The 25,753-nt window shown below is 72.9% G+C and carries 25 protein-coding genes, 1 tRNA gene, 1 pseudogene and 1 riboswitch; of the genes and pseudogenes, 12 read left to right on the forward strand and 15 right to left on the reverse strand.

Features of this window, described 5'->3' with window-relative positions; genetic code table 11:
• Positions 1 to 5: 5 nt before the first annotated feature.
• The 14 genes from R4Z62_RS17890 to R4Z62_RS17955 all read right to left on the reverse strand — a co-directional run bounded on the left by R4Z62_RS17890 (position 6) and on the right by R4Z62_RS17955 (position 11,062).
• Positions 6 to 164, reverse strand: a complete 159-nt coding sequence (locus R4Z62_RS17890) for a hypothetical protein (protein WP_491520317.1) — start codon at positions 162 to 164, stop codon at positions 6 to 8.
• Entirely contained in the window at positions 164 to 1,297 is a 1,134-nt protein-coding gene (locus R4Z62_RS17895) for a hypothetical protein (protein ID WP_491520318.1), read from the reverse strand. Before R4Z62_RS17895 ends, R4Z62_RS17890 begins: the two co-directional genes overlap by 1 nt.
• Positions 1,294 to 1,626: a hypothetical protein gene (locus R4Z62_RS17900; RefSeq protein WP_491520319.1), complete on the reverse strand. Its 333-nt coding sequence runs from the start codon at positions 1,624 to 1,626 to the stop codon at positions 1,294 to 1,296. Before R4Z62_RS17900 ends, R4Z62_RS17895 begins: the two co-directional genes overlap by 4 nt.
• The gene (locus R4Z62_RS17905; protein WP_491520320.1) at positions 1,623 to 1,928 is read right to left on the reverse strand and encodes a hypothetical protein; all 306 of its coding nucleotides are present in this window, start codon (positions 1,926 to 1,928) and stop codon (positions 1,623 to 1,625) included. The genes R4Z62_RS17900 and R4Z62_RS17905 overlap by 4 nt, the downstream gene beginning before the upstream one ends.
• Before the next feature lie 158 nt (positions 1,929 to 2,086).
• The gene (locus tag R4Z62_RS17910; RefSeq protein WP_491520321.1) at positions 2,087 to 2,701 is read right to left on the reverse strand and encodes a hypothetical protein; all 615 of its coding nucleotides are present in this window, start codon (positions 2,699 to 2,701) and stop codon (positions 2,087 to 2,089) included.
• A complete protein-coding gene (locus tag R4Z62_RS17915) occupies positions 2,698 to 2,964 on the reverse strand; it encodes a hypothetical protein (protein WP_491520322.1) in 267 nt (88 codons plus the stop codon). Before R4Z62_RS17915 ends, R4Z62_RS17910 begins: the two co-directional genes overlap by 4 nt.
• Positions 2,961 to 3,302: a hypothetical protein gene (locus R4Z62_RS17920; protein ID WP_491520323.1), complete on the reverse strand. Its 342-nt coding sequence runs from the start codon at positions 3,300 to 3,302 to the stop codon at positions 2,961 to 2,963. The genes R4Z62_RS17915 and R4Z62_RS17920 overlap by 4 nt, the downstream gene beginning before the upstream one ends.
• Positions 3,299 to 3,481: a hypothetical protein gene (locus R4Z62_RS17925; protein ID WP_491520324.1), complete on the reverse strand. Its 183-nt coding sequence runs from the start codon at positions 3,479 to 3,481 to the stop codon at positions 3,299 to 3,301. Before R4Z62_RS17925 ends, R4Z62_RS17920 begins: the two co-directional genes overlap by 4 nt.
• A 64-nt stretch (positions 3,482 to 3,545) precedes the next feature.
• On the reverse strand, positions 3,546 to 4,832 hold the full coding sequence (locus R4Z62_RS17930; protein ID WP_491520325.1) for a DNA cytosine methyltransferase: 1,287 nt from the start codon (positions 4,830 to 4,832) through the stop codon (positions 3,546 to 3,548).
• A gap of 58 nt (positions 4,833 to 4,890) precedes the next feature.
• Positions 4,891 to 6,498 (reverse strand): DEAD/DEAH box helicase, encoded by a 1,608-nt coding sequence (locus R4Z62_RS17935; protein ID WP_491520326.1) that lies wholly within the window; start codon positions 6,496 to 6,498, stop codon positions 4,891 to 4,893.
• Positions 6,499 to 6,824: 326 nt separating this feature from the next.
• On the reverse strand, positions 6,825 to 9,683 hold the full coding sequence (locus R4Z62_RS17940; protein WP_491520327.1) for a DUF927 domain-containing protein: 2,859 nt from the start codon (positions 9,681 to 9,683) through the stop codon (positions 6,825 to 6,827).
• A 223-nt stretch (positions 9,684 to 9,906) separates the two neighbouring features.
• Positions 9,907 to 10,380 carry a hypothetical protein gene (locus tag R4Z62_RS17945; protein WP_491520328.1) on the reverse strand — a complete coding sequence of 158 codons (474 nt, stop codon included), beginning with the start codon at positions 10,378 to 10,380 and terminating at the stop codon, positions 9,907 to 9,909.
• A 14-nt stretch (positions 10,381 to 10,394) separates the two neighbouring features.
• Positions 10,395 to 10,715: a helix-turn-helix domain-containing protein gene (locus R4Z62_RS17950; protein ID WP_491520329.1), complete on the reverse strand. Its 321-nt coding sequence runs from the start codon at positions 10,713 to 10,715 to the stop codon at positions 10,395 to 10,397.
• Positions 10,712 to 11,062, reverse strand: a complete 351-nt coding sequence (locus R4Z62_RS17955; RefSeq protein ID WP_491520330.1) for a helix-turn-helix domain-containing protein — start codon at positions 11,060 to 11,062, stop codon at positions 10,712 to 10,714. The genes R4Z62_RS17950 and R4Z62_RS17955 overlap by 4 nt, the downstream gene beginning before the upstream one ends.
• 228 nt (positions 11,063 to 11,290) lie before the next feature.
• Between R4Z62_RS17955 and R4Z62_RS17960 the strand changes: the two genes are divergently transcribed.
• The 4 genes from R4Z62_RS17960 (at position 11,291) to R4Z62_RS17975 (ending at position 16,295) form a co-directional block, all read left to right on the forward strand.
• Positions 11,291 to 11,722 carry a hypothetical protein gene (locus R4Z62_RS17960; RefSeq protein ID WP_491520331.1) on the forward strand — a complete coding sequence of 144 codons (432 nt, stop codon included), beginning with the start codon at positions 11,291 to 11,293 and terminating at the stop codon, positions 11,720 to 11,722.
• Positions 11,723 to 11,890: 168 nt separating this feature from the next.
• Positions 11,891 to 12,124 carry a hypothetical protein gene (locus R4Z62_RS17965; protein WP_491520332.1) on the forward strand — a complete coding sequence of 78 codons (234 nt, stop codon included), beginning with the start codon at positions 11,891 to 11,893 and terminating at the stop codon, positions 12,122 to 12,124.
• A gap of 5 nt (positions 12,125 to 12,129) precedes the next feature.
• On the forward strand, positions 12,130 to 13,764 hold the full coding sequence (locus R4Z62_RS17970) for a site-specific integrase (protein ID WP_491520333.1): 1,635 nt from the start codon (positions 12,130 to 12,132) through the stop codon (positions 13,762 to 13,764).
• Positions 13,765 to 14,282: 518 nt separating this feature from the next.
• On the forward strand, positions 14,283 to 16,295 hold the full coding sequence (locus tag R4Z62_RS17975; RefSeq protein ID WP_491520334.1) for a tetratricopeptide repeat protein: 2,013 nt from the start codon (positions 14,283 to 14,285) through the stop codon (positions 16,293 to 16,295).
• Positions 16,296 to 16,336: 41 nt separating this feature from the next.
• Here the strand turns inward: R4Z62_RS17975 and R4Z62_RS17980 are convergent, their stop codons facing one another.
• Entirely contained in the window at positions 16,337 to 18,058 is a 1,722-nt protein-coding gene (locus R4Z62_RS17980) for a translation initiation factor 2 (protein WP_491520335.1), read from the reverse strand.
• Positions 18,059 to 18,364: 306 nt separating this feature from the next.
• On the opposite strand from R4Z62_RS17980, the gene R4Z62_RS17985 reads away from it, so the two are divergent.
• The 8 genes and pseudogenes from R4Z62_RS17985 (at position 18,365) to R4Z62_RS18020 (ending at position 25,752) form a co-directional block, all read left to right on the forward strand.
• Positions 18,365 to 18,838, forward strand: a complete 474-nt coding sequence (locus tag R4Z62_RS17985; RefSeq protein ID WP_385501972.1) for a hypothetical protein — start codon at positions 18,365 to 18,367, stop codon at positions 18,836 to 18,838.
• 125 nt (positions 18,839 to 18,963) lie between these two features.
• Positions 18,964 to 19,470 carry a SigE family RNA polymerase sigma factor gene (locus R4Z62_RS17990; protein ID WP_064533914.1) on the forward strand — a complete coding sequence of 169 codons (507 nt, stop codon included), beginning with the start codon at positions 18,964 to 18,966 and terminating at the stop codon, positions 19,468 to 19,470.
• Positions 19,471 to 19,481: 11 nt separating this feature from the next.
• Positions 19,482 to 19,952: a cellulase gene (locus R4Z62_RS17995; protein WP_491520336.1), complete on the forward strand. Its 471-nt coding sequence runs from the start codon at positions 19,482 to 19,484 to the stop codon at positions 19,950 to 19,952.
• Positions 19,953 to 20,045: 93 nt separating this feature from the next.
• On the forward strand, positions 20,046 to 21,497 hold the full coding sequence (locus tag R4Z62_RS18000; protein WP_491520337.1) for a mannosyltransferase family protein: 1,452 nt from the start codon (positions 20,046 to 20,048) through the stop codon (positions 21,495 to 21,497).
• 152 nt (positions 21,498 to 21,649) lie between these two features.
• Complete coding sequence (locus R4Z62_RS18005; RefSeq protein WP_491520338.1) at positions 21,650 to 22,858, forward strand: dihydrofolate reductase family protein; 1,209 nt, start codon at positions 21,650 to 21,652, stop codon at positions 22,856 to 22,858.
• A gap of 46 nt (positions 22,859 to 22,904) precedes the next feature.
• Positions 22,905 to 22,978: transfer RNA gene (locus R4Z62_RS18010), tRNA-Met, on the forward strand.
• A gap of 391 nt (positions 22,979 to 23,369) precedes the next feature.
• Positions 23,370 to 23,527, forward strand: a riboswitch (cyclic di-AMP (ydaO/yuaA leader).
• Positions 23,528 to 23,538: 11 nt separating this feature from the next.
• Complete coding sequence (locus R4Z62_RS18015) at positions 23,539 to 24,618, forward strand: M23 family metallopeptidase (RefSeq protein ID WP_064533910.1); 1,080 nt, start codon at positions 23,539 to 23,541, stop codon at positions 24,616 to 24,618.
• Between the two features lie 160 nt (positions 24,619 to 24,778).
• A pseudogene (locus R4Z62_RS18020) lies at positions 24,779 to 25,752 on the forward strand (aldo/keto reductase).
• Position 25,753 lies beyond the last annotated feature (1 nt).

Genomic DNA, 25,753 nt, shown 5'->3' on the forward strand with positions numbered 1-25,753 from the left:
TTGCCTCAGCGGAGGACGGCGACGCCGAGCGCCGCGAGAGTGAGGATGAAGGCGACGGTCCCGGTGATGCGGGGCACGTCGTGCAGCGCCACAGCGCACAGCCCATAGAGGGCGACCAGCGCGGAGCCAGCGAAGAACGCGGCGAAGAACGCGGCGGCGGGCATCAGTTGTAACCCTGGCCGCCCTTGCCGATCTGGTCGTCGCTGGGCAGCGGTGGCTGCTGCGTCTGGGGCTTCTTCGCGGCCCGGGACAGGGCGGTGCGCACGTAGGCCTCGTCGACGACCAGGCGCCGGTGGCGGGCGATGTGCTCCACGATCTCTTTCGGCTTCGGGTCCGGGCCAAGGATGGATGCGGCCTCTTCGACCGCGCCCTGGAGGTTCACGGGCGGCAGGGCGCTGACCTGCTGATGCGCGGGCGCATCATCGCGCTGCACGTCGTACTTGGGGGGCCGCTGGTCGAGGACGAGGGCGACGGCGATCGGGTCGACGGGCAGCCCGTAGTGGGTGAGGAGGTGGGCGAGTTCGGCGGGGGGCGCGTCAGGTCGCGCATCGTGTGCGAGGCGGATCGCGTCGACCGGCTCCATGTCGGCGAACTGGCGGCGCAGCGCCTCGGTCGCGGTGGCCGGGCGGGGCCGCGGGGCGGCCGGTTCCTCGAGGGCCGCGGCGCCGTACATGGCGGCGAGGGTGGCGTCGGCTCCGTCGCGGATGCGGGTCCGCTGGACGTTGACCAGGCCGTCGCCGAGTTCGGTGTCGCCGACGCCGACGTGCCGGGCGAGCCGCCAGTAGCGGCGGACGGCCAGCTTGCGCCGCCACTCGCCGGGGTGGCCGTCGGCGACGGCGCGCTGGTAGGCGAGCTGTCGGGCCGTGTCGGCGTTGCGGCGCAGCGTCTCGGCGTCCCGGCCGGTGCGGTAGACGACGACGCGGCGGGCGATCAGGCCGAGGCCCTCGGCGGCGCCGCTCATGGCGAGCGGGGTGGCGCCGTAGACGACGGTCTCGGTGATCGTGTGGGCGATGGACACGCCGGTGCCGCACGCGGCGGCCGGCGCGAGCCACAGCCCGACCCGGACGGCGGCGGGCGCGGGCTGCCCGAGCATGGTGAGCCCGAGCATCGTCAGCGCGAGGATCAGCGCGAGGCCTTCGCCGGCGGCGACGGCTCCGGCGGCGGTCGCGCCGCGGTGGAACTGGGCGAGGACGTTGGTGTACGTGCCCCAGGCGCCGAAGCCGCCGACGGCGGCCATGGCGACAGCGGCTGCACCGAGGACGGCCTGCTGCCCCGCGGTGAGGTGGCGGCTGCTCATCGGCCCTCCTCGACGGGGAGGGAGACGGCCTCGGTCCAGGTCTTGCCCGCGTCGAGCGCGGCGTGGGCCTGCTCCGCGGTGACGTACCCGGTGACCGGGTACCGGGCGAGGCGCTCGCGGAGGTACTGGGCGTCCCACGCCGGGTCCATGGCGGGGCCGTCGAGGCCGAGGGCGCTGCGCAGGGCGATACGGGCGTGCACGACGCGGTCAGCGAGCAGCCGGTCGTGTACCTCGGTGCCGCCGGTCGTGGCCGGGTGCGGGAGGTCGATTGCCTCCAGCACGGCGGCGAGCAGGTCCCGGACGGGCTTGGGCAGGTTGGAGGTCCTCACGACTGCACCTCGCTCTCGGCGCCGAGAGCGCGGAGCAGGAGGCGCAGAGCCTCGCGGAGGGAGAGGACCTGGTCGCTGTCGAGCAGCTGCTGGGCGACGCTGATGGCGACGTCCAGGTCGCTCGGCACGGCGGCCGGGGTGGCGGGGGGCACCGCGAGGAAGGCGGTCGGGTACTGCGCGCTCAGGCGCTGCCGCGCCCCCTTCGCGTAGTCCTGGCGGCACAGCTCGTGCAGCTCGGCGACACGGGCCGCCGAGGCCCGGGATGTTGCGCGCGCACTGGGGCGCGGGAAATGATCGGTCATGCCGACTCCTGCTCAGATCAGGTGTTCGGTGGAAGGGCCGGGCGGTGCGCGCGCCGGGGGGCTGCAACCCCCCGAGCTGCTGCCCGGCCCTTCGTTCGCTCTCTACCGTTCCATAGCCTGAACAAAATGTCCAGTGCGTTGAATGTATCGGACGTGCGTCACGCCGCATCGGCAGGCTGGAAGTGCTTCAACATCAAGTAGTCGGCGGATCCGTACTCCGTCCCGCACCACTGGCACTTCAGCCGCGTCTCACCCGGCAGCCGGGAGATCACGGCCCCACAGACCACGCCCTCGCCGACCAGCGCGACGCAGTACCCGATCCTCTGCCGACGCGGCTCCGGGTCGCCGACGATCGAACGGACCTGCCCGTTCAGCTCGGCCACCTCGCGGGCGAGGTCGCCGGCCGCCGGGTACTGCGCGACGATCCAGTCCAGCTCCTGGGCCAGCCACCGGCAGTCGGCGTCCAAGCGGGCGGGCGGGGGCGCCCCGCGGTGCGGCCAGCGCAGCCGACGGACGTCCGTCCGCCACGAGTGGATCACCTCGGTCGCGCGGGCCCAGTTCACCGTGTCGAGGACGTCCTCGTTAACGGGAGAGCGGGGGCCGGCCGCGCTCTTGGTAGCGACGATGTCGCCCCAGCCGGATCGGCGGGGCACCAGGCACTCACCGACCTCTCGGTACAGGGCAGGGAGTTCATGCAGCCTCGTGGCCAGCTGGTCCCGGTGCCGGGAGCACAGGTAGCCGCTGGCCGCGTTGCCGCACAGTTCGCAGGTCACGGGGTGCTGTTCTCCTCGGGCTGTGCCAGTCGGTGGCGGATGTTCTCGGCTACGGGGTGCTTGGCCGTCTCGTCCTTCATGACGACCTGGCTGAGTTCGTCCAGCTCGTTGCACCAGGCGGTGAGCCGCTCGACGGCGGCCTCGGCGGCCAGAGCCCGCTCCTTCCATCGGTCGCCGCGGCGCCAGCCCTCGTTCGCGTTCTCGTACAGCGCGTCCAGCTGGTCGTCGGTGATGTCGCTCGTGGTGTAGCGGCGCTGGCTCATGCGGCCCGGTCCTTCCTGGCGCAGCGGGTGGTGTCGTGCTCGACGCCGGCGGACGTCCACCAGCGCTCACAGCAGCCGTCGATCTCGGCACGCTGTCGGTCCTGCCAGGCCCGCATCCGGGCGGCCCGGTCCATGCGGGCGGCCTCGTCCAGGGCGGCCTTGCACACCCGGTCGGCGGCGACGACGTCCCGGGCCAGGGCGACGAGGAACAGCAGCGAGGCGATGAACAGGCCGGTGCCGTACCACCAGGCGCCCGCGGTGAGGCTGGTGGCGGCGCAGTGGCCGACGAGGGCGGCGGCGGCGATGTAGTGCCACCGCAGGATGCGGCTGGGTTTCACAGGGTGCCTCCGGAGGGCTCGGGGGTGGGCAGGGAGTTGAGGGCATCGCCGATGCCGTGGGCGAGGTAGCGGCGGCGTTCGGCGATCTGGGCGTTGGCGGTCTGGTCGGCACCGAGCAGTAGGCAGTCGACGAGTTCGGCGACGTCCTCGGCGCTGAGGTCTGTGAGGTGCAGTGCCATGGGGCTCTCCGCGGTGTGATGGGTGGGAGGCCGCCCCCGAATGTCGCGGGGGCGGCCGAAGTCGTCAGGCGAGCACTGCCTTCACGCGCTCGCCGAGCCAGCGCGCGGCGTTCACCGACACGGCGTTGCCGACGCCGAGGATCTGCGCCTCCTGGGTGGAGTCCGGGAGGATGTAGTCCGCCGGGAACCGCTGCGCGCGGGCCAGCTCGCGCGGGCTCAGCATCCGCAGCGTGCAGTCGTCGACAGCCGGGGCCGGGCGCACGAGGCTGTGGTGCGGCTTGCACGCCACCGTGGTGAGCGGTTCGGCCGTCGTACGAACAGCGCCTCGACGGCCGTTCGGGACGATCAGCGCGTGGTGCTTGCCCTGCGCCGACACGGCGGGCACGGGTCCGTCGACGCTGACTGCGGTGGTGTTGCGGCGCAGCATCGTGACGTGCGGCTCGTGCCCGAACTTCGCCAGGCCGGCCGCGACCCGTGTCCGGGTCGATTCGGCGTAGGGGGTGAACTTCTTCCGGTCCGGGCGGCCGTCGCCGATCCGACGGCCGGGCGCCGACCAGTCGATGACGTCGCCGATGGGCCGGACGGCCGGGTCGAGGATCAGCCCGCACACCTTGGTGGGGCAGCGGTAGTCGTACTGGACGCCCCAGCTGCCCATCTTCCGGCGCCGCGGGTTGCGCCACACCTGAACGGCTTGGACGGGCCCGCACGTCGGGCACACTGCGGCGGGCCGCACCTCCAGGTCGGGCAGCGGGATGCCTTCGCGGGTGAAGACGACGTAGCCGCGGTTGCGGTGCTGGGGTGCCGTCTCGTTGTCGTCGTCGCCGAGGTGTGCACTGCTGGCGCACACGATCTGGTGGTTGTAGCCGAGGATCTTGAAGCCGCCGATCCACCAGTCGAACAGCTCCCAGTCGAGGAAGAACTCGGGGACGTTCTCGCACAGCACGGCGTCGTAGCGGTGCACCTCGGTGGCCGCGATGATGTCCAGCGCGGTCGCGCGGGTCCGCTGGAACTCGGGTTGCCCGTCGCCCTCGATGGGCTGGCCGTCTTGGCCAAGGAGGGCGATCTGTCCGCGGGTCCGCTTGCGGCCGCCGGCGGGACTGATCTCGGTGCAGATAGGGGAGCCCCACAGGATGCGAGTGCGAGGCAGGCTGCGCTTGTCGAAGGCGTTGATGTCCTCGACGAGGTGTTCGCACTCGGGGTGGTTGAGGCGGTGAGCTGCGACCTGGACGGCGTCGTGGTTCATGACGAGTCGGGCGCGCATGCCCGCCTCGGTGAGGCCGAGGGTGGAGCCGCCGAGGCCGCAGAACAGGTCGGTGAAGTCGAGGTCTCCGTCGTAGCAGAAGGGGGACACGGTTCCTCCGTGGTGTGATGGGCGGAGGTCCGGGCCTGTTAGCGGCAGGCCCGGACCGCTACGCGGCGGGAAGGATCAGCTGACCGAGGACGCGGCCGACGCGGTCCTGGTCGATGAGGTCGGCGACGTCCCCGGCCGACGCGCCACGCGGCACGGCGATGCCGAGGCGACGGCATAGCCCCAGCTGCTTCGGGCTCGGCGCCCCGGACCGCCAACGGGCCTGACGGGCGACGAACGCGTGCGGGGCGAGGATCTTGGCCTGCTGCTCCAGCCACACCAGGGCCTCCGGCAGCGGCCGGGCCACGTCCTCCTTCGGCGCGTGCGCGCCGTGCGCCTCCGTCCAGCGTCGCATCCGGTACAGGCGGGTCCCGGGGTCGCGCTGCAGGAACAGGAACATGGGTCCGGTCAGGCGGATGAACCATGTGCCGTCAGCCGTGCGCAGCCAGCGGATCGCCGACTCCCCGAAGAGGTTGGCCTCCTCGACCTCGACCCGGGCGGCCAGCGCGCGGCGCTGGACGGAGGCGACGTGCTCCTCGGCGGCCTCCCGCAGGGTCTTGCCCTCCTCGGCCTCCCCGACCTCCCGCGCGGTCAGGTCGACCATGGACGCGAGCTTGTGCCGGGTGGAGGCGCCCATGACGTCCAGCAGCAGCGCGTCGGTCTTCCCTGGCGCCGGGCGCAGCGCGCGGCCGGCCATCTGCACGTACAGGCTCGCGCTCTTCGTCGGGCGGGCGATCACCGCGCAGCTGGTGTGCGGAGCGTCGAACCCCTCGGTGAGCACCATGCAGTTGGTGAGTACCTGCACGTCCCCAGCCGAGTAGCGGGCCAGCGTGGCCTTCCGCTCGTCGCGGCCCATATCACCCCACACCGGGGCCGCCGTGATGCCGACGGCCTCCAGCGCGGCGGCGGCGGCCTGGGCGGTCGCCACGGTCGGCGTGAAGACGACGCCCGCCCGGTCGGCCGCGTGGTCGACGTAGGCCTTGGCGATGGCGTCCAGGGCGCCCGAGTCTTCCAGGGCCTTGCCCAACTGCCCATCGACCAGGTCGCCGCCCCGGGTGCGCACCTTGTTGAGGTCGAGGGTGTCGACCGTGATCCGCTTCCCGCGGACGTCGCACAGGAACCCGTCGCTGATCATGTCGAGGATGTCGAGGCGGAAGACGACGTCCTCCCAGACCTCGGCGAGGCCGCCGTCCTCGCGGTGCATGGTCGCGGTGAAGCCGGCCACCGGGACGCCGCCCCAGGCACCGAAGTGCTGGAGCACTTCCATGTACGTCCGGGCGGCGGCGTGGTGGCATTCGTCGACGATGACCAGGCCGATGTCGCGGATGGCCTCGCGGCGGCGGGCTACGGCCAGGGTCTGGACGCTGGCCACGATCACGTCGGCGTCCGCGTGGTCGTCGCGCTGGGCCTTGACGATGCCGACCCGCAGCATCGGGTCCACGGCGAGCAGCTTGGAAGCGGCCTGCTCGATCAGCTCCTCCCGGTGGGCGATCACCAGGACGCGCTTGCCTCCGAGGTCATCGAGCATCCGGTGTGCCAGGTGGGAGAACACCACGGTCTTGCCGCCGCCGGTCGGCAGGACGACCGCCAGGCGGTTCTTCCCGGTGGACCAGCCCTGGCGCAACGCCTCGATGGCGTCGACCTGGTACGGGCGGGGTGTGAAGGACATGGGTCACCTCGATTCGGTGGAGAGGGGAGAGGGCCGGTACGCACTGCGTACCGGCTGCGTACCGGCTGCGTACCGGGCAAAAAGCGGGGTCGACCTGCTGCTATGTGTCTCTCTAGGGGCAGTGGTACGCAGGTACGCAGAAACAGACAGGGGTCGATGCGTGGGCACAGGCGCACGCAGGCGCGCACACGCGCCCACGCCTGAGGGGTGCCATTTCCGGGCGAGTGCGTACCGCCCCCGAGAGACCGTCTTCGACGCCGCTGACCTGCGAGGATGAGGGCTGGCGGGTGGTACGCACTCGGTGCGTACCACCCGCGCGGTGGCAGTCATGCCGCCTCGTCCTGGTCGCCGAAGGGCATGCCCTCCGGGGTGAAGGCGAGGCACTTGGCGCGGGCGCCGTCGAAGCGGCGGGGCACGAGATGGGCCGGACGCTGGCTCTTGAGGGTCTTTAGGTAGCCCGCGTCGATCCAGCTGCCCACGACGGCGTCCAGCGAGTAGTCGGCCTCGGCGAGGATCTTGCGGACGCGCTCGGGCAGTAGGGCCACCTCGGCGGCCCCCGTCTCCTTGTCCGTGCCCAGGACGCCCAGCCACCCGGCGTACGGCGGCTTCTCGTTCATCACCTTTCGCGTGGCCGTGAACAGCTCGTGCGCGTGGCCCGCCACGTACTCCCGCAGGACGTCCAGCGCCATGTCCGGCCGGTTGTCGGTGGGGTTGTGGGCGGTGAACAGCCCGCGCCAGACGTCATGCGGCAGCGGCTCGTACGGCAGGAGACCGATGCGGCACGCCAGCGCCTCTGCGAAGGCCAGGACGGCCACCATCGGCGCGCGCCGGTTCGTCATATCGCCGCCGCCGCGGAACTCGTCCACCAGGGCGCGGTGCTTCTCCTTGAGCCCCTCGCGTCCGTTCGGCTTCGCGAGGCCGCTGAGGATGTACTGGATGAACTCCGGCCCTGCGTGCCCGTGGTGGGCAAGCACGCCTTCCCGGGCCGCCGCCGCGACCGTGCCGCCGCCGTCGCCGAACGGGGCGATCGTGGTGCCGAGGATGCGCGCGGCCGCGCCCTGGCTGGTGGTGAAGCTGAGCGCTGGCCGCTCGCCCGAGGACAGGAGGATGGTCTCCCAGGGCAGCATGTTGCCGAAGGCGCCGCCGCTGCGGGCCTTCCCGTGGTTCATCGGGAGCTGGTACAGCACCTCGTCGATGAGGGTGTCGTCCGTGACGGCCATCGTCTCGTCGAAGACGGTGACGAGGCCGCGGACCAGGTTCAGCCGCTTCTCGATCGCGTACAGCGTGGTGCGCCAGTTGGACATCGCCGACGCGTGCTCGGACGGGTCGGCCCACACGCTGAGCGCGACCTGGAGCGCAGTGGTCTTGCCCTTCGTGGAGCGGCTGGAGATGTCCAGGGTGAAGCTGTTCAGCCCGAGGGGCTTGAGCAGCGGAGCGGCGAGCGCGGCCGCCACCGCGACGCGCGGCACCGGGAAGCCCTCCAGCTGGACGATGGTGTCCCGCCAGCCGTCCAGTGTCCCCTTCCTGGCGTGGGCTCGCGCCGGGCCCCGCTGCTCCTCGAACGGCGTGTCGACCTTGATGCCGTCCTCGGGTGAGGAGACGAACGTGCCGTCGTCCTGCCAGCCCAGCCAGCGGGCCAGCTGCTCGGACGGGATGCGCCCGACGTTGGCGGCCTCGAACTCGGCAAGCCACTTCTCTACGGCGCGTGCGTCGCCCTCGACGGCGGGCAGGCCGGCCGACCCCAACGTCTCGATGAGCTTTCGTCCGCGCTTCGCGGTCTCGCGGCTGACGATGCGGGAGATCCGGCGGGGCCGCCCCGCCAGGCTGCGGTCGATCCACGACAGTTCCACGTACTGGTCGCCCTCGGGGTCCTCGAAGGTGGCGGCAATGACCAGCGGCGCGAACGTGACGCGAATCCAGTTGTCCCCGCTGGTGCTGAGCACCTCGACCCCGCGGCCCGTCATCCGGTAGTCGTACGGCGTGCGGACGGTGGCGGGCAGGTCGAACGTGGCGGCATAGTCGAACCCCTCGCGTCCGCCCTCGTCTTTCTGCTCCTCCTGGTCCTTGTCGACGGGCGTCTCGTCGGCGTCCGGCTGCTCAGTGGCAGGCGCTGGCGCGGGGCCCGGGGCGCCGACCGCAGCGAGGCGGCGGCTGCCGTAGCCCTGGCGGGTCAGCTCCCGCGCGGCGGCCTTGTGGTCGCCGCCGTGGTTCAGCAGGGCGTAGGCGCCGAACTTGCTGTAGGGCACCTCGCTCTGGAACTCGCTGCCGGTGGCGAAGACGAACAGCCGGTCGTGCTCGTCGCGCCCAGTCGTGGCCTTCACGCCGCCGACGCCGTCGGCCCACCCCCAGTAGGTCTCGCTCCCGCGGGTGGTGAGCGGGCGGAAGACGCCGCCGAGGATGTCGGCCCAGTCGGCGCGCGCTTCGAAGTCGTCGCCAGGGCGCAGGCTCCCGTCGGCCCGGGGCGGAGCCGGGCGCGGCGCGGTCCGCGGGGCCTCCGGCTGCGGCAGCTGGTCCAGCATCCGGCAGTGGTCACGGATCGCGGCCATGGTGTCCGCGTCGAGGACGGGGATCGTGCCTGGCCCGCCCGCCAGCCGGACGTACGGGCGCCCGGTGGCGTGGACGGTGCCGCCAGACGGCTCGACCAGGCCGTAACCGCCCTCGCCTCGGGTCTCGACGAGCACCCGGACGATGCGCGCGGTGGGCCGCTCGCGCAGCCGCTGGCGGTCCGCCTCGGTGTACTCGTCCTCTCGGGCGAGCCTGCTGGCCAGCTTGGTGTTCCCGGGGACGTCGCCGCCCTCGACGCGGACGCGGTAGTGCCGGCCGCCGGACGGTGACTCGGTCACCCAGCCGTTCAGGAGCGTGTGCCAGGCCTCGGCGATATGGGGTCCGGCAGCGTCCATGATCTCGGTGGCCTCGTCCAGCAGGCCCTCGCGGATGGCGAGGCCCTCGAACTCGATCAGCTCGACGCCGCCGCTCACCTGGCCGTAGACCACGGCGATGCCGCGGGGCCGGTCACCGCCGAACCAACCGTCGTGCTGCTCGGGCGTGGTGCGCTCGATCTTGTAGTCCATCCAGGACACGGCGGGCTTCTTCGTACCGTCGGCCTTGATGGGCAGGACGCACAGGCCAGCGTCGTGCAACTCGCGGGCGGCGGCCCGGAGATCGGTGGTCTGTGGTTCGGTCAAGGGGTGCTCCCGTGGTACTGGCTCAAGTGCCGGGCCTTGATCCCGTCGATGAACGGCGTGACGGCGGACGGCCGGACTGGCTCTTCGCGGGGCTTCAGGCACCCGGGGCGGTAGCACTCGTAGCGAGCGCGGGCGTTGTCCATGTCCACGAACAAGGAGCCGTCGATGTGCTGAGAGGGGGCCGCGACGCCCGGGGTGGTCCGGGCGCGCGCGGCGGGCGTGGTCAACGGGCCGCCCTGTGAGTCCGGGTGAACCACACCTCGACGTCCTCGACGTGGCCGGCGGCGACGGAGGCCTGGAAGGCGGCGCTGCTCCGCTTCTGTTCCTCGCGCTGGGTGAGGGCGTCGCGCAGCTGGCGGACCGTGTCGGCCGGGTGCTGGCACTGCGGCACGATCGCCAACCCGCGGCCTTCGGCCGCCCAGATGACGTGCGTGGCGGTGGGCTGCTCATCGGCACGGGTCTCGTGCAACGTGATGTTGTGCTGAGCGGCCAGCAGGTGGAGGTCCTCGTGCGCGAAGAGCCTGCGGATCCACGCGAAGACGTTGACCGGGTCACCGGTTCGCTTCACCAGCTCGGCGATGAGGTCGAGGCACTCGGCCACGTCCTGGTCGGCGCCGAGTCGGGCGGAGGCCAGGGAGGCGAGGGCGCGGGGGACTGCGCAGTCGGAGGCGGGCTCCGGCGTGGGAAGCTGCTGCATGGAGCTGCTCCGTTCTACTTGCTGGCGTGGGTGGGGCTGGGCTGCTCGGACGGCGCCTGCGGCTGGACCCCGGGGGCGCCGTCGTCAGTGGTGGCCGCTGCCGACTGGACCTCGGCGGCGACGAACTCGGCGAGGCCGAGGAAGGTGAGCAGGTCGGCCTTGCGGACGCGGAAGGCGCGGCCGAGCTTGATGACCTCAATGGGGAACTGGCCCGAGCTGATCAGGTCGTAGCCGAGCGTTTCGCCGATGTTGAGAGCGGCGAACGCCTGGAGCACCGGCAGCATCGCGGGCAGCTCGGCGACCTGAGCCGGGGTAAGCGGGGCGGCAGTCGTCATACGCTCACCTGCTGCGCGGGGATGAGGGTCCGGCCGGCGCGCTCCATCGGTATGAAGAGCACGAGAAGGTCCACGCCGAGCCGGGCCGCGATGGCCTTGGCCTTTTCCTCCGGGACGGTGCGCTGTGCGCCGGACATGAGCGCCCCGATCGTGCCGTGGGCGACGCCGGTTGCCTCGGCAAGTTCGCGGCTGGTGACGCTGTCACCAGTGCCGGTGCGCTCCATCAGGAGCTTGAGTCGGTCGCCGCTGGCGACCGCGTACATGGTGAGTGCTGGGGTTCCGGACATGCGTCGTTCACCTCGTGGGACGGAACGTTCATCGCGCTGAACGGCGATGAAGGAGAGCATCACACGAGCTGAACGGAATGTCTAGTGAGCTGAATGACTGTGGGGGTTGCGTCAAGAATCGGACATTGGGTCCAGGCGGACTGGCGAGATCGGTTCGCGTGCTGAACAATCCGTCCAGTGAGTGGAATGATCGCCCCAACTGACCTGCGCGTACGTCACCAGCGCTCCAAGAGCACGCCTGAACGACAAGAGCGCACAACAGTTCACAGGAGTGACAGGATGAGCCCCATGGCGGCACACGAAGACCAGGCGAGAGAAGGCATCGGCGGCCCTGAACGGCGTACCCAGTTCGCGGACTTGGTACGAAGGCGTCGTTCAGAGTTGAACGAGTCTCTGGCGACCTTTGCGGCGAAAGCCGTCGACCCTTTGTCGGGCAAACGAGTCACGCGTGGCTGGATCTATCGCCTGGAGTCTGGGGAGCCTGTGACGCCGCCAGAGGTGCAAGAGCTACGGGCCCTCGCGGCCGCGTGCGAACTCCCGCTGGAGCAACTCCAGGACGCGGCCGGCCAGCAGTTCCATGGGGTAGACCCGCTAGTCAGCGGCTCATCTGAGGCCAAGGCCTACGTGCGGAAGCTCGACCAGCTCCCGGTCGATCAGCGAGACCGCCTCCTGCGGTTGATCGACACGCTGGTCCCGCCAGATGATGACGCCGAACGGTGAGGGGTCCATTCCCCTTTGCCTCACCCTGCGTGATCAATACGAGCAGGCCGTAGAGATTTGCGGCCTGCGGTGCGATCATGTCCGGACGCAGTTGGCCGATACATGCACTGGTCCAACCGCATATTCGAACGTGTGCACGAATAGCGTGCTGGCGATGGGGGAGGTTGCATGGAGTCACGAGAGCGGGCCCCGAAGGCGTGGTTCGTAGAGAGCGAGGACGTGCCGGATGACCAGGTGATAGTGCCGATTCGGACGAAGTCTGGAGACCTGGCGCTCGCGGTGCGGCCGGGCGAGATGACAACTGCGATGCTGGCCGGTTTGAACTCGGTCGCACAGCACTTGATCGGTGTCGGCATCGTCCAGATCAGCGACAATGAGAAGCCGCCCGAGCGGAAGGAGTAGGACTGATGCCGTCAGCACGCCGGGCCGGAAGCATCTACCGCCGATGCGAGTGCCGCGGGGGTGACGGCAAGTTGTTGGGCAACTCATGTCCACAGCTGAAGAAGAAGAACCACGGGTCCATCGGCCTCCGCCAGGAGCTGCCGCCGGACGCCGAGGGAAACCGCCGAACTTTCCGGCGCACCGGGTACGACGGCGTGACACCGGCCCAGGGCGACCTCTCCCGCCTGCAGGCCATCCTCGCCCTCCCCGGTGACGATCCAACCGAACAGCAGCGCGTGGGCGACCTCCTAGCGGACATCTCCGCACGCCGCGCAGACATCCCCCAGGCCGCCGAGGTCCAGCGCCGCCTGGGCGTAGGCGTGCCGCTCGACGGCAAGATGACGGTGGCCGAGTGGCTCGACCGGTGGATGGCCACCAAGAAGACGCGCCCGACAACGAACGCTGGCTACCACTCGCACATCCGCGTGCACCTGAAGCCCCGCATCGGGCACTACCGGCTGGACCGTCTCAGCGTCGGACACATCCAAGAGATGTTCGATGCCATCGCCGACGAGTCCGACCTGATCCGTGCGGAGAACGCCGCGCGCCGCGAGCAGGAAGCGCGGGCGAAGTGGACGAAGCCGGGACGACCGCCGGCCAAGGAACGTGAGCGCCTGGCCGCCGAGCGGGCCAAGCTGGCCGAGATGAAGCCGTACCGAAAGGCCAACGGCGTCTCCACCCGCCACGCGATCCGTCGCACCCTGCGCTCGGCCCTCAACAAGGCGATCGGCACGCAGCTCATCACCTTCAACGCGGCGAAGCACGTGGAGCTGGGCTCAGGCGCACGTCCCAAGGGCCTGCTGTGGACCGCCGAGCGGGTAGCCCGCTGGAAGGAGACCGGCGCCAAGCCGTCCCCAGTGATGGTCTGGACGCCCGAGCAGCTGGGCGCGTTCCTCGACGCGGCCGAGGACAGCCGCCTGTACGCCTTCTTCCACCTGGTCGCCCACCACGGCCTGCGCCGCGGCGAAGGTGTGGGCGCCGACTGGGCGAACGTCCACCTGGACATCAGCCCCCCGCGGATCGACGTCCTGACCGAGATCGTGGTGGACGGCTGGACGCCCATCGAGACCGTCCCGAAGACGGACTCGTCCATGTCTGCCGTGATCCTCGACGGAGAAACGGTTTCCGTACTGCGCGAGCACCGCGCCCGTCAGGACGCTGAGCACGCGGCCCGGCTGAAGGCGGGAAAGAAGTGGTCCGAGACCGGCAAGGTCTTCACGGACGAGGACGGCAGTTGGCTGCACCCCGACGTCGTCAGCAAGGAGTTCAAGCGGATCGTGGAGGCGGCCGCCCTCCCGCCCATCAATCTGCGAGACCTCCGGCACGGAGCGGCCGCCCTGGTGAAGGCCGGCGGCGGCGACATCGACGACGCGAGCAAGAAGCTGCGGCACTCCACCATCGTCCTGACCTCTGACACGTACATGAGCCTGTTCCAGGAGTACGAGCAGGACCTGACGGAGCGTGCTGCGGCAGCCGTGCCGCGGGCTCGGCGAGGAAGTGGAGCGGCCCCTGCTTCGGGCGCTGTACCGAAGCAGGGGCCGAGCGCGTCGCAGCCAGCAGACGCGGAATCTGACGAGGCACACGGTACGGGCCGGCACTGACATCGGGTAGGCCTCGGAGTAGAATCGGGTGTACGAGAAAGGGCCTTTGACCTGCGGGTCGGGGGCCCTTCCTGCTGGCCCGGTGCTGGCCCGAAGGCCGCGTAAGAGCACGGTACGCGGCGGTACTAGGCAAGGTGAAGAGGGCGCGATATACGTTCGCTGAACGCCTCTGACCTGGAGAGTAAGGCCCGACGAGGCGCGTGCCGGTACGAGGCGGTACAGGGCGCCTTGGGGGCTCAGCAGACTTTTAATCCATTGGTTGTGGGTTCGAGTCCCACAGGGCCTACAGGTGCGGGGGAGGGGAGTACCCCTCCGGCCCGCGGGAAGCGTCCCGATCGGTTTCGACCGGTCGGGGCGCTTCGGCGTGCCGGGGGCTCCGTGCTCGCCCGCGGGGGCGGTCCGAGGATTAGCCGTGCGGTCCGGCGTGCCGCTGTGACACGGTGTGCGGCGGCAACTACACCTCTAGAGTGGGGCGTTAGGCGACCGAGGACGCGAAGGGCTGGGACGGATCCGTGAGAGTGCAGCTTCCCCCTGAACCGGCGTGCTTCGTCGACCGTGAGGAGCCGCGGGAGCGGGTGCTCCGTGCGGTGCGGGAGCGGGCGGACGGCGGGGGGCGGCCCCTGCTCGTGACGCTCAGCGGGCCGCAGGGCGTGGGCAAGACCGAGCTGGCCCGGCTGCTCGCGCGGGTGCTGCGCGACGAGTTCCCCGACGGGGTGCTCTCCGTCGACCTGGACGACTTCCGGATGGGCGGCGCCGCCGACCCCGCGGACGTGCTCGCCCAGTTACTGGAATCCCTGGACGTGGAGCCGGCCTTCCTCGCGCCGCAGTTCAAGGCGCGCTGCAACCAGTACTGGAGCAAGACCGCCGGCGCGCGCCTGATCCTCATCGTGGACAACGCGCGCTACGCCTCGGAGATCGTCCCGCTGCTGCCGACGTCGGGCGGCAGCCTGGTGATCGTCACCAGCCACAGCCCGCTGCGCGACCTGGAGGACGGGGCCGCCCTCGGGATCGCGCTGCCCCCGCTGGAGGAGCGGGCCGCCACCGAACTGCTGGAACTGGTCGTACAGGACCCCCGGCTGGCGGCCGATCCCGACTCCGTACGGGCGCTGGTGCGGCTGTGCGAAGGGCTGCCGGCAGCCCTCCATGTCGCGGGCGGCTGGGTGCGCGGGCACCGGCTGCGGCCCCTGTCCCGGCTGGTCCCGCAGCTGCACAGCGCGTGGGAGGAGAGCGGCGTCCCCGGCGTGGAGCGGTTCTGGGACACCGTGTACGACGGACTGTCCCCCACCGCGGCCCTGCTCTACCGGCTGCTGCCGCACCACCCCGCGCTGACCTTCACCGCGGATTCGGCGACCGCGCTGCTGGGCCGCGGGCCCGAGGCGTGCGAGGACGCGCTCGAAGAGCTCGACCGGGCCGGACTGCTGGACCTGAGCGAGGTGCTGTCCGCGGCGGACGGCCGGATGCGGCTGCCCGGCCCGCTGCGCGCCCACGCCCGGCGCCGCTCGCGCCGGGACGCCCGGGGCGGCGAGGCGGCGGAGGCGCTGACCAGGCTGCTGCGCTGGCTGGTACGGCAGTTCCAGCGGGCCGACCGGTTCGCCGCCGGGTCCCGGCTCCTCGTCGGGGACGCGTTCCCCGCCCTGGCCGGGGCGCCGGACGCCCCGCTGGCCGACCCGGCGGAGGCGGACGGCCCCGAGGAGCGCGCGGCGCGCTCCGACCGCGCCTCGGCCTGGCTCTACGAGGAGCGCCATACGCTGTTCGCCGCCGTACGCCTCGCCCATGAGCGCGGTCTGGACGCCGAGGCGGTGGCGCTGTCCGAGGCGGTGTGGACGTACGCGCTGGACCACCCGCACCAGTCGGACGTCATCGGGGCGCTGCGGCTCGCCGTCGCCTGCGCGGTCCGCGACGGCGGCCGGCCGGTCTGGCTGGTGCGCACGCGGTGCCAGCTCGCCCGGCACCTGTGGGAGGCGGGGCTGCTGAGCGAGGCGGCCGAGCAGCTCGACCACGCCGAGGCGGCCCTCGCCGGGCTCGGCGGCGGCGAGCGCGACCGCAAGCTCGGGGCGTCGCTGGTCGAGTTCCGCGGCATGCTCCACGGAGCCGGCGGCGACTGGGCGCGCGCCGCGGCCGAGTTCGCCCGGTCCCGCGCGATGCACCTGGCGATCCCCAACCCCTACGGGGCCATGCTCCAGACGTACCGGCTGGGCGAGGCCCGCGCGAAGCTCGGTGAGCTGGAGGAGGCACGGGAACTGCTCGCCGAGGCGCACGGCATGGCGGTCGAGGGCAAGCGCGAGCGGATGACCCGCCGCACCGGCTTCGCGCTCGCCGGTGTGCTCCACCGGCTCGGCCGCACGGCCGAGGCCCGTCCGCTGTACGAGGACTCGCTGCGGGCCGCCGTCCGGCGGCGCTCCGGATTCGACGAGGCCCGGGTCCACGACGCGCTGGCCGAGCTGGCCCAGAACGAGGGCCGCAGCGCCGAGGCCGCCGAGCACCGCACGGCCGCCCGTGACATCCGGCGGCACAACGGCCTGGACGCGTAGGACATCCGGCACGCGCGGGGCGCGGCGGCACGGCGGCGCGGTCAGAAGGGCGCCGCCGCCTCGGCGTCCGTGGCCGGGCGCAGCACGAGGGCGAAGGCGCGGTCGCCGATGACACAGCTCAGCCGGAGCGGCGCGAGGGCGAGGGAAACCGGGTCCGGGGCAGGAGACGGGGAGTCGCGCAGCAGCCAGGCGTGCACGGCCGACACCGCGGCGGCCGGGTCGGCGCGCGTCACCCGCCCGTCCTCGGCCAGCGGGGCGACCTGGACGGCGTACGCCCCGGACGCCTCCGCCGTGCCGGTGGAGGCGCGGGTGCGGGTGCGCAGCAGGAACAGGTCCGGCGTCAGGACCGCCGCGGCCGTACGGCAGCCCGGGTACGCGGACAGCGCGTGGCGCATCCAGCCGTCCGCCGTCCAGGCCGATCCTGACGAGGCGTCGGCGGCGGGCAGCGGGCGCCGGTAGAGCACTCCCGCCGAGCGGACCAGGGCCTCGCTCGCGGATCCGTCCTCGGCGGCGAGGTGGTCGCCGGGGGCACCGAGTCCGACCGGGCGCCGGGCGACGCGGACGCGGGCGGCGACGCCATCCGCGCGGGTGCCGGTGCGGGTCTCCACCGCGGTGTCCACGTCGAACGCCGCGGGGACGCGCTCCGCGGGCCGGGGCTCGGGCAGCAGCCGGGGCGGAGCGGTCCGGGCGGGCGGGGTCAGGCCGAGGAGGGCGTACAGCTCGGTCCGCAGCAGCCGCAGGGCCCGTCCCTGCTGGGCGAAGGCGGTCCGGGCGGCCTCCCGGCCGGTCCCGGGGCGGTAGGCGCGCAGGGCCTCTTCCACGGCCGCGGGGGCGGCGTCCGGCGCGCCGAGGCGCGGTATGCGGTCCAGGAGCGTGTGCATGGGGCTGCCCGGTATCAGTTCGGCGCCGTCCTGGTGGACGCCGACGACGGGCCGGTCCTCGGTGGCGCAGTAGTACAGCGCGGTGGAGCCGTGGTCCGTGACCAGCGCGTCGGCGGCGATCAGCACGGACGCCCACTCCTCGTGCGGGCCCGCCAGGACCAGGCCCGCGTCGAGGGCGGGCGCGAGGCGCTCGGTCAGGTCGTAGGTGCCCAGCAGGCTGTGCTCGTTGGGGTGCACCACCAGGGCCAGTTGGTACTCGTCCTGCGGGAGGTGGGCGGCCAGCCGGGCCGGCAGCTCCGGGAAGCGGCGCAGCAGCGACTCCGGGCCCCAGGTGGAGACCAGTACGAGCAGTCTGCGGGCGCCGGTGCCGAGCGCGGCGCGGTAGCGCTCGCGCAGCGGGCGGGAGGCGAGCAGGCGGTCGAGGGTGGGGTCGCCGACGACCTTGGCCCGGTCGGCGGCCCGCCGGTCGGCCGCGGCGATCCGCGCCACCTGGTCGGGGTGGGCGACCGCGTGCAGGGCCACGGGGGCGGGCGCGGCGCCGGTGCCGTCGTCCGCGCGCAGCAGGAAGGCGGGGTCGAGTCCGGACGCGGAGTCCGGGTCCGAACCCTCGCCGGGGATCGACTTGTTGTAGCCGGCGCCGTGCGGCAGCAGTACGTGGCGGCCGTGCAGCAGCCGCAGGTCGCCCTTGGGGCTCGCGGTGAGGATCAGATCGTAGGAGCGGGCGCACGCCTCGCTCCACGGCACCAGCCGCCCGCCCACCGCCTCGACGGCGGCGAGCACGTCGACGCCGAAGTCCGAGCCGGGGACCAGGGTGAACAGCCGGGTGATCCGGTCATCGCCCGACAGCGCGGGGACCGTGTCCAGCAGCCGGTGGAGCGCCACCGTCGAACGCGCGGCGAGCAGTACCGTCGCCCGTCGCCCGTCGCCCGTCGCCCGTCGCCCGTCGCCCGTCGCCCGTCGCCCGTCGCCCGTCGCCCGTCGCCCGTCGCCCGTCGCCCCAATGGTCAATCTTATCCGAGGACGGGCGGCCGGATGAGCTGTTTGCGCAGGTCGGCGCCGGTTTTTCGGTGTCCTCGACAGACATGGTCCGATCGTACCGGGCACGACGCCCCGGGGCGTCGAGTGATCCGTGCCGCACCTGTGGCCGGAGCGGGGCCCGCGGCCGGGCGCGACCGAGAGGATGGCGGCATGGGTGAATGGGGTATCGCGCTGATCGCCGCGGGCTCGGCGATCGTGGGCAGTGTGGTCACGGGCTGGTACAGCAGGAGCGCCGGGGTGCGGCAGGCCGAGGCGGCCCGGCACGCGGGCGACCGGCAGGCGGAGGCGCTGCTGGAGTCGGTGAGGATGACGCTGCGGGGCGCGGACGGCCAGCGCGCCGTCGCGCTCCGCAGACAGGTCTACGCGGAGTTCCTGGGCGCCGCGGAGGCCAGGCTCCTGACCGAGCGGTCCGGCCGCGGTGGCGGTGGTGGCGGCGATCACGATCTGTCGCTCCAGCGGGCGTACGCCGGTGTCGTGCTCGAAGGGCCCCCGGAGGCGGCGGCCGCCGCGAACGGGCTGCTGGAGGGGTTGCGGCGGCACGACTCGCTGGACGAACTGCACCGCGCGAAGTCGGCCTTCGTCGAGGAGGCGCGGCGGGCGGTGGCCGCGCTCGGCAGGCCCTGACCGGTCCGGGAGGACACGCTCCGCACTCCCGGTGACCCGGATCACAGCGGGCGGGTGCATAGAACCGGACCTGCCACTGTCTTGTTCCCAGGTGTAGGCGACTGGCGGGAACGGGGACGGTGGGGATGCGGCAGGCTCTGGCCGGTGAGTTCGACGAGTTCGTGGCGGCCCGCTGGTCGGCGTTGCTCCACCTCGCCCGGCTGCTCACCGGCGGTGACCGGCACCGTGCGGAGGACCTGGTGCAGGACGCCTTCGTCAAACTCTGGTTCGTGTGGCCGAAAGTGGCCCACGAGGCGCCGGAGGCGTACGTACGCAAGGTGATGGTCCGGGCGGCGGCCCGCTCCGCGCGGCGGCGCTGGTGGGGCGAGCGCCCCGTCGACCAGGTGCCCGAGACGGCGGTGGCGGGCGATGTGTCCGCGACCGTGGCCGAGCGCTCGCGGCTGGAGGCGGCGCTCGCCCGCCTGCCGGCGCGGCAGCGGGCCGTGGTGGTGCTGCGCTACTGCCAGGACCTCTCCGAGAGTCAGGTGGCGGACGCGCTGGGCTGCCCGCTGGGCACGGCCCGCTCGCACGCCGCGCGCGGAGTGGCGCGCCTGAGGGAGCTCCTGGACGACGTCAGCGAGTCGGTGGGGTGAAGGAGAGGACCATGGACGACGACTTCGAACGGCGGCTGACGCGACTGATGCGCGCGCCGCAGGAGCACACACCCTTCGAGCCCCGGCACCGCGCACGCCTGTGGGAAGGCGTACGGGCGCGCCGCCGGGCGCGGGCGGCGCAACGGGCCGTCGGCTCGCTGCTGGCGGTCGCCGGAGCGGGCCTCGGACTGTTCCTCCTGCCCGGCACCCGCGTCGGCGTGGAACCCGGCACGGCCCCGCCGCGCCCCGCGGTGAGCCCCCTGTCCTCGCCGTTCTCCCCGAAGGCGCACCCGGACCGGGCACCGGCGCCCGGCCTCTCCCCGAGCGATCCGCCTTCGGGGGCCTCCTCGGGCCCTCCTTCCCGGGCCGCCACGACCCACCCCCCGGCCACGGCCGGGGGCTCCTCCTCGCCCTCGTACGCCCCGGCGTCCCGGACCACGCCCCCGTCCGGCGGCGCCGGTGGCACCGCCGGGCACGGGTAGCCTACGCGCGTGTCCCAGGCCCAGCCGCAGCGCCGGCCGCAGCCGCCGCCCGTACCGCCCGCCCGCCCGGCCCCTCTCAGGAACGGACGCCCGATGACCACCACCCTGCCCACGACCGAGACCCCGGGCGCCCCCGGGCCGGGCGGCGGCCCCCGCGGACCGGGCTCCGCCCCCGCCGCCGAAGCCGAAGCCGGCCCCGGCGGCCGGCCGCACGGGCGGCGGCGGTCGCCCGGCCGGGTGGGGAAGCGCATACGCGGCCGAATACCGGAGCGGATACGCGGCCGGATACCCGACCGCACACCGGACTGGATGTCCGGCCGCCTCACCCCGGCCGACCTCCGCGTCCTGCGCCTCTACCTCTTCACCCGCCTCGGCCTCGGCCTCGTCGCCTACGCCAGCGCCTGGCTGGCCCCCGACGGCACCGCCGACCGGACCCCCGCCACCTGGCTCTCCCGCTGGGAGCAGTGGGACTGGGTCCACTACCGGCGGATCGCCGAGTACGGCTACTTCGACGCGTTCCCGGGCATCGACGTCCCGCACGACAACCGGGTGGCGTTCTTCCCCGGCTTCCCGCTCGTGCTGCGCGCCGTCCACACCGTCGTCCCCGACTGGACCGCGGCCGGGCTGCTGATCTCCCTGGTGAGCGGGGCGGTGGCCGTGGTGGCGCTGGGCCGGATCGCCGCTCTCGGCCGCCCGGACGGCGGCGAGGCGGGCCCGCGGGCCGCGACCTTCCTGCTGTTCTCGCCCGCCGCGGTGTTCCTGGCCGCCGGCTACACCGAGTCGCTGTTCCTCGCCTTGGCGCTCCCGGCCTGGCTCGCGGCCAAGCGCGGCAACTGGCCGCTCGCCGGGCTGCTCGGCGCGGCGGCCACCACCGTCCGGGTCAGCGGTCTGTTCCTGGCCGCCGCGCTCGCCGTCGAACTCCTGATCGCCGTACGCGCGCAAACTCGGGCGGACGGCTCGGACGGCTCGGACGGCTCGGACGGCTCGGACGGCTCGGACGGCTCGGACGGCTCGGACGGCTCGGACGGCCCGCCGCTCGCCCGTCGGCTGCTCCCGCTCGGCTGGTGCCTGCTGCCCGCCGTGCCCGCCGCCGTCTACGCCGGCTACCTGCGGGCGCACACCGGTGACTGGATGGCCTGGAAGCACGCCGAGGAACGCGGCTGGTACCGGGACTTCCACACCCCCGCCGAGTCCCTCCGCAACACCTGGCACAACGCCTTCGGGCACCTCCAGAGCACCGGGTACGCCGTCGAGTTCCAGCTGGAGCTGGCGGCCATGGCGGTCGGGGTGCTGCTGCTCGCCGTGCTGCTGGTCCGCCGCCGCTGGCCGGAGGCCGTGTTCATCGCCCTCAACCTGTGGGCCCTGGGCACGTCCTACTGGTACCTCTCCGTGCCCCGCGCCACCCTGATCTGGTGGCCGCTGTGGACCGGCCTGGCCCACTGGAGCCTGCGGCGGCGCTGGGTGAAGGACGCCTACGTCGGGGTGGTCGCGCCGCTGACGGCGGTGCTCGCGGTGACGTTCACCTCGGGACACTGGACCGGGTGACGCCACCGGGCCGGCGCGCCGCCGGGGGACGCACACGCCCGGACCCAGGGGCGGACGGCGAGGTTCCGGACGGGGCCGCGAGGATGGACGGGTAGAAACCGAGCGCCCCCACGCCTCCGAGTCCGTCCGCCTCCGAGAGAGAGTGCGCCCCGATGCCCCTGCCCCATGTCCTGCTGTCCGCCGCCGTTTCCCTGGACGGCTGCCTGGACGACACCGGCCCCGACCGCCTGCTGCTGTCCGGCGCCGCCGACTTCGACCGGGTCGACGCGGTGCGGGCCGCCTCCGACGCCATCCTCGTCGGCGCCGGCACCCTGCGCGCCGACAACCCCCGCCTGCTGGTCAACGCGCCCGAGCGCCGCGCGGCCCGGGTCGCCGCCGGCCGGCCGGAGCATCCGCTGAAGGTCACGGTCACCGCCACCGGCGAGCTGGACCCGCGGGCGCGCTTCTGGCACACGGGCGGCGAGAAGGCCGTCTACACGACCGACGAGGGCGCCGAACGGCTGCGCCGCGCGGGCGTCGGGACGGCCCCCGGATCCGAGGATCCCGATGCCGCGTCCCCCGTCCCCGCCACTGCAACCGCCCCCGCCACCGGTGCCGCCTCCGTCTCCGTCGTCCCGCTGGGCGCGGCGCTCGACTGGCGGCGCCTGCTGGAGCATCTGCACGACGTGCGCGGGGTGCGCCGGCTCATGGTCGAGGGCGGCGGCACGGTGCACACCCAGCTGCTGAGGCGGCAGCTCGCCGACGAGCTCCAGCTCGTGGTCGCGCCGCTGATCGTGGGGGACCCGGCGGCGCCGCGCCTGTTCGGGCCGGGCGCGTACCAGGCGGGACGGCTGCGGCTGCTGGAGACCCGGGCCCTCGGGGACGTCGTCCTCATGCGCTACGAGCCCACGGCCCCCGGCACCGGGACCGGCGCCGTGCCCGCCGACCGGCACTGGCTGCGGATCGCCTGCGAGCTGGCCGCGCAGTGCCCGCCCTCGCGCACGGCGTTCAGCGTGGGCGCGGTGGTGGTCGCGGCGGACGGCACCGAGCTGGCCCGGGGCCACTCGCGGGAGGCCGGTGACCCGGTGGTGCACGCGGAAGAGGCCGCGCTCGCCGAGATCGACCCGGCGGACCCGCGGCTGCCCGGGGCCACGGTGTACAGCAGCCTGGAACCGTGCGCCCGACGCGCCTCCCGGCCGCGGCCGTGCGCCCGGCTGATTCTGGACGCGGGGGTGCGGCGGGTGGTCACGGCGTGGCGGGAGCCGGACACCTTCGTGGAGTCCGCCGACGGCTCCGGGGTACTCGCGGCCGAGGGCGCGGACGTCGTGGTGCTGCCGGAGTTCGAGGCCCTGGCCAAGGAGCCGAACCGGCACCTGCCGTAACGCGTGTGCAATCCACCCCGCGGGTGATGTACAGTTATCTCAACGACGCGGGGTGGAGCAGCTCGGTAGCTCGCTGGGCTCATAACCCAGAGGTCGCAGGTTCAAATCCTGTCCCCGCTACTGAAGACTCAGGGCCGGAATCCGGAAACGGATTCCGGCCCTGAGTGTTTTCCGGGCCTCCCGCGGTCTTCCGTTGGTTCTCTGCTGCGGTCTTCTGGCGCTCTTCCGGCTCCCGGTCGCTCCTTGATCGATGTCACCTCGCGTGACCGGCCTGTGTCCGTCCGCATAACAACTGACACACCATCACTTCTTTCGCGGGCGCCTGCGGCTCCGCCCCGCCCCGGAAATGGCCTGAAGTTCAGTCAACTCGCCCCGGTTTCGTCGCCCCTGAGGTGTACGTCTTGGCCAAAAAGGTTTAATGATCAAGCCGGGCGGCTTGGAATCGGAGGCCCGGGTCTATTAACGTTCGATAACGCAGCGCGGTCGTCCCAGCCGTCATCAGAGGCGGCTCCGTGCGCGCGCGCCGAATCCCGCAAGGGAACCGGGGAACCACCAACTTGGGGTGAATCGGGCATCATCCGCCGTACGCGTACGGCCGGTTGACGCGCGTAGGAGACCTTCCCGCTCCGAACCCGTCAGCTAACCCGGTAGGCGAGACGGAAGGAAAGGAGCACGCCCGCGTGGCGTCCAACCGGCCTGCCCCAGAAGCCCCGTTCGTGCCGAGCCAGCGCACCGATTCCTTCGGCTACGGCGGCCGGACCCCCGACGAGGGCCCCATGGAGGAGTGGAACCCCACCGAGGACTCCCTCCGCCCCGTGCGCGGCCGGCACCGCGTCGCCAAGCAGCGCGGCGGCGGACTCGCCCGCAGCTCCACCGTGCTCGGCGTGGGCGTCATAGCGGCCGTCGGCGCGGGCGGCATGGCCAGCGCCAACACCGGCAAGCCGCCGGTCGCGATCTCGCTGCCCGACGTGCCGGACCTGCACGCGCTGCCCGCCTCCGTGGGCTCCCTCTTCGACGGCGGCTCCGCCAAGGAGCACCACGAGGGCTCCGCCACCGCGCTCAGCGACGTCACCGCCGCACCGGCCGGGACGCCGGCCGCTCCCAGCGCCGCGTCCGGCGCGGGCGAGGCGCTGCGCAACCGGATCATGGCCCAGGCCGAGCAGCAGCAGGCCCAGGTCGCGGCCAGGGCCGAGGCCGCCACCGAGCAGGCCGCCGTCCAGCGCGCCGCCCGGCAGGCGGACGAGGCCGCCGCCAAGGCGAAGCAGGAGGCCGAGGCCAAGGCCGCCGCCGAGAAGCAGAAGGCGGAGGAGGAGGCCCGCAAGAAGGCCGAGGCGGCGCGGCTGGCGGAGCTGGCCAAGCAGTACACGCTGCCGACCTCCTCGTACACGATCACCTCCACCTTCGGCCAGGCCGGCTCCATGTGGTCCTCCGGGCACCACACCGGCCTCGACTTCGCCGCGCCCACCGGCACCCTGATCAAGGCGGTCCACAGCGGCACCGTCACCGAGGCCGGCTGGGCGGGCGCCTACGGCTACCGCACGATCCTCACCCTGGACGACGGCACCGAGCTGTGGTTCTGCCACCAGTCGTCGATCAGTGTCAGCGCCGGCCAGAAGGTCGCCACCGGCGAGGTCATCGGCCGCGTCGGCGCCACCGGCAACGTCACCGGGCCGCATCTGCACCTGGAGGTCCACCCGGGCGGCGAGGCGTCCGGCATCGACCCGATGGCCTGGCTGCGGGCCAAGGGCCTCAACCCCTGATGCCCTGCTCATCCGCCTGATTCCCTGATCCCTGATTCCCTGATCCCGGGGTCACCGCCGCGGGCGCGCCGCCAGCCGTACGGGTGGTTTGCGCAAGCTTTGCGCCCGGGACCGGCGGGGCGCGGAAGGGGCCGCTGTGCCGGGGGCGTTGATGGGTCACATGACTTCTCTGCACAAACTGGGCTCGTCCGGCCTCGAGGTCTTCCCGCTCGCCCTCGGCGGCAACGTCTTCGGCTGGACCGCCGACCAGGAGCGGTCCTTCGCCGTCCTGGACGCCTACACGGCGGCCGGCGGCAACTTCCTGGACACCGCCGACTCCTACTCGGCCTGGGTGGAGGGCCACCGGGGCGGCGAGTCCGAGACGATCATCGGCTGGGGGTACCCCCTGCTCGAAGAGCTTGGGGGAGGCTCAAGGAGCGCGGCAACCGCTCCGACGTCGTCATCGCGACCAAGGTCAGCCAGCACCCCGACTTCCAGGGCCTGTCCGCCGCCAATGTCAAGGCCGCGGCCGACGCCTCCCTCAAGCGGCTGGGCACCGACCACATCGACCTGTACTACACGCACTTCGACCGGCCCGAGGTGCCCGTCGAGGAGATCATCGGCGCTCTGGACGAACTGGTGCGGGCGGGCAAGGTCCGGTACATCGCCGCCTCCAACATCTCCGCCGAGCGCCTGAAGGAGTCCCTGGACTTCTCCGAACGCGAGGGCCTGGCCCGCTACGTCGCGCTCCAGCCGCACTACAACCTGGTCTCCCGGGACACCTACGAGGGCGCTCTGCGGGACCTCGCCGAGCGGGCGGGTCTGGCGGCCGTGCCGTACTACGCGCTGGCGGCCGGCTTCCTGACCGGCAAGTACCGGCCCGGCACGACGGTCGACAGCCCGCGCGCGCAGGGCGCGGCCAAGCACCTGGAGACCGAGCGCGGGCAGAAGGTCCTGGCCGCGCTCGACGAGGTCGCCCGCGCCCGCGGTGCCGAGACGGCCACGGTCGCCCTCGCCTGGCTCGCTGCGCAGCCCACGGTCGTCGCCCCGATCGCCTCGGCGCGCACCGTGGAGCAGCTCCCGGCCCTGCTGGGCGTGGCGGAGCTGCGACTGACCGACGAGGAGACCGCGAAGCTGACCCGCGCCTCGGCCTGAC

It is taken from the genome of Streptomyces sp. PL-25, from assembly GCF_058344915.1.

What these genes read in the sequence shown, in the direction of transcription:
- R4Z62_RS17950 (WP_491520329.1), bottom strand. Translation starts at nt 10,715, where the DNA reads ATGACGACTGCCGCCCCGCTTACCCCGGCTCAGGTCGCCGAGCTGCCC.
- R4Z62_RS17985 (WP_385501972.1), top strand. Translation starts at nt 18,365, where the DNA reads ATGGGTGAATGGGGTATCGCGCTGATCGCCGCGGGCTCGGCGATCGTG.
- R4Z62_RS17945 (WP_491520328.1), bottom strand. Translation starts at nt 10,380, where the DNA reads ATGCAGCAGCTTCCCACGCCGGAGCCCGCCTCCGACTGCGCAGTCCCC.
- R4Z62_RS18005 (WP_491520338.1), top strand. Translation starts at nt 21,650, where the DNA reads ATGCCCCTGCCCCATGTCCTGCTGTCCGCCGCCGTTTCCCTGGACGGC.
- R4Z62_RS17935 (WP_491520326.1), bottom strand. Translation starts at nt 6,498, where the DNA reads ATGTCCTTCACACCCCGCCCGTACCAGGTCGACGCCATCGAGGCGTTG.
- R4Z62_RS17970 (WP_491520333.1), top strand. Translation starts at nt 12,130, where the DNA reads ATGCCGTCAGCACGCCGGGCCGGAAGCATCTACCGCCGATGCGAGTGC.
- R4Z62_RS17965 (WP_491520332.1), top strand. Translation starts at nt 11,891, where the DNA reads ATGGAGTCACGAGAGCGGGCCCCGAAGGCGTGGTTCGTAGAGAGCGAG.
- R4Z62_RS17925 (WP_491520324.1), bottom strand. Translation starts at nt 3,481, where the DNA reads ATGGCACTGCACCTCACAGACCTCAGCGCCGAGGACGTCGCCGAACTC.
- R4Z62_RS17960 (WP_491520331.1), top strand. Translation starts at nt 11,291, where the DNA reads ATGGCGGCACACGAAGACCAGGCGAGAGAAGGCATCGGCGGCCCTGAA.
- R4Z62_RS17905 (WP_491520320.1), bottom strand. Translation starts at nt 1,928, where the DNA reads ATGACCGATCATTTCCCGCGCCCCAGTGCGCGCGCAACATCCCGGGCC.
- R4Z62_RS17895 (WP_491520318.1), bottom strand. Translation starts at nt 1,297, where the DNA reads ATGAGCAGCCGCCACCTCACCGCGGGGCAGCAGGCCGTCCTCGGTGCA.
- R4Z62_RS17955 (WP_491520330.1), bottom strand. Translation starts at nt 11,062, where the DNA reads ATGCTCTCCTTCATCGCCGTTCAGCGCGATGAACGTTCCGTCCCACGA.
- R4Z62_RS17915 (WP_491520322.1), bottom strand. Translation starts at nt 2,964, where the DNA reads ATGAGCCAGCGCCGCTACACCACGAGCGACATCACCGACGACCAGCTG.
- R4Z62_RS17890 (WP_491520317.1), bottom strand. Translation starts at nt 164, where the DNA reads ATGCCCGCCGCCGCGTTCTTCGCCGCGTTCTTCGCTGGCTCCGCGCTG.
- R4Z62_RS18000 (WP_491520337.1), top strand. Translation starts at nt 20,046, where the DNA reads ATGACCACCACCCTGCCCACGACCGAGACCCCGGGCGCCCCCGGGCCG.
- R4Z62_RS17995 (WP_491520336.1), top strand. Translation starts at nt 19,482, where the DNA reads ATGGACGACGACTTCGAACGGCGGCTGACGCGACTGATGCGCGCGCCG.
- R4Z62_RS17990 (WP_064533914.1), top strand. Translation starts at nt 18,964, where the DNA reads ATGCGGCAGGCTCTGGCCGGTGAGTTCGACGAGTTCGTGGCGGCCCGC.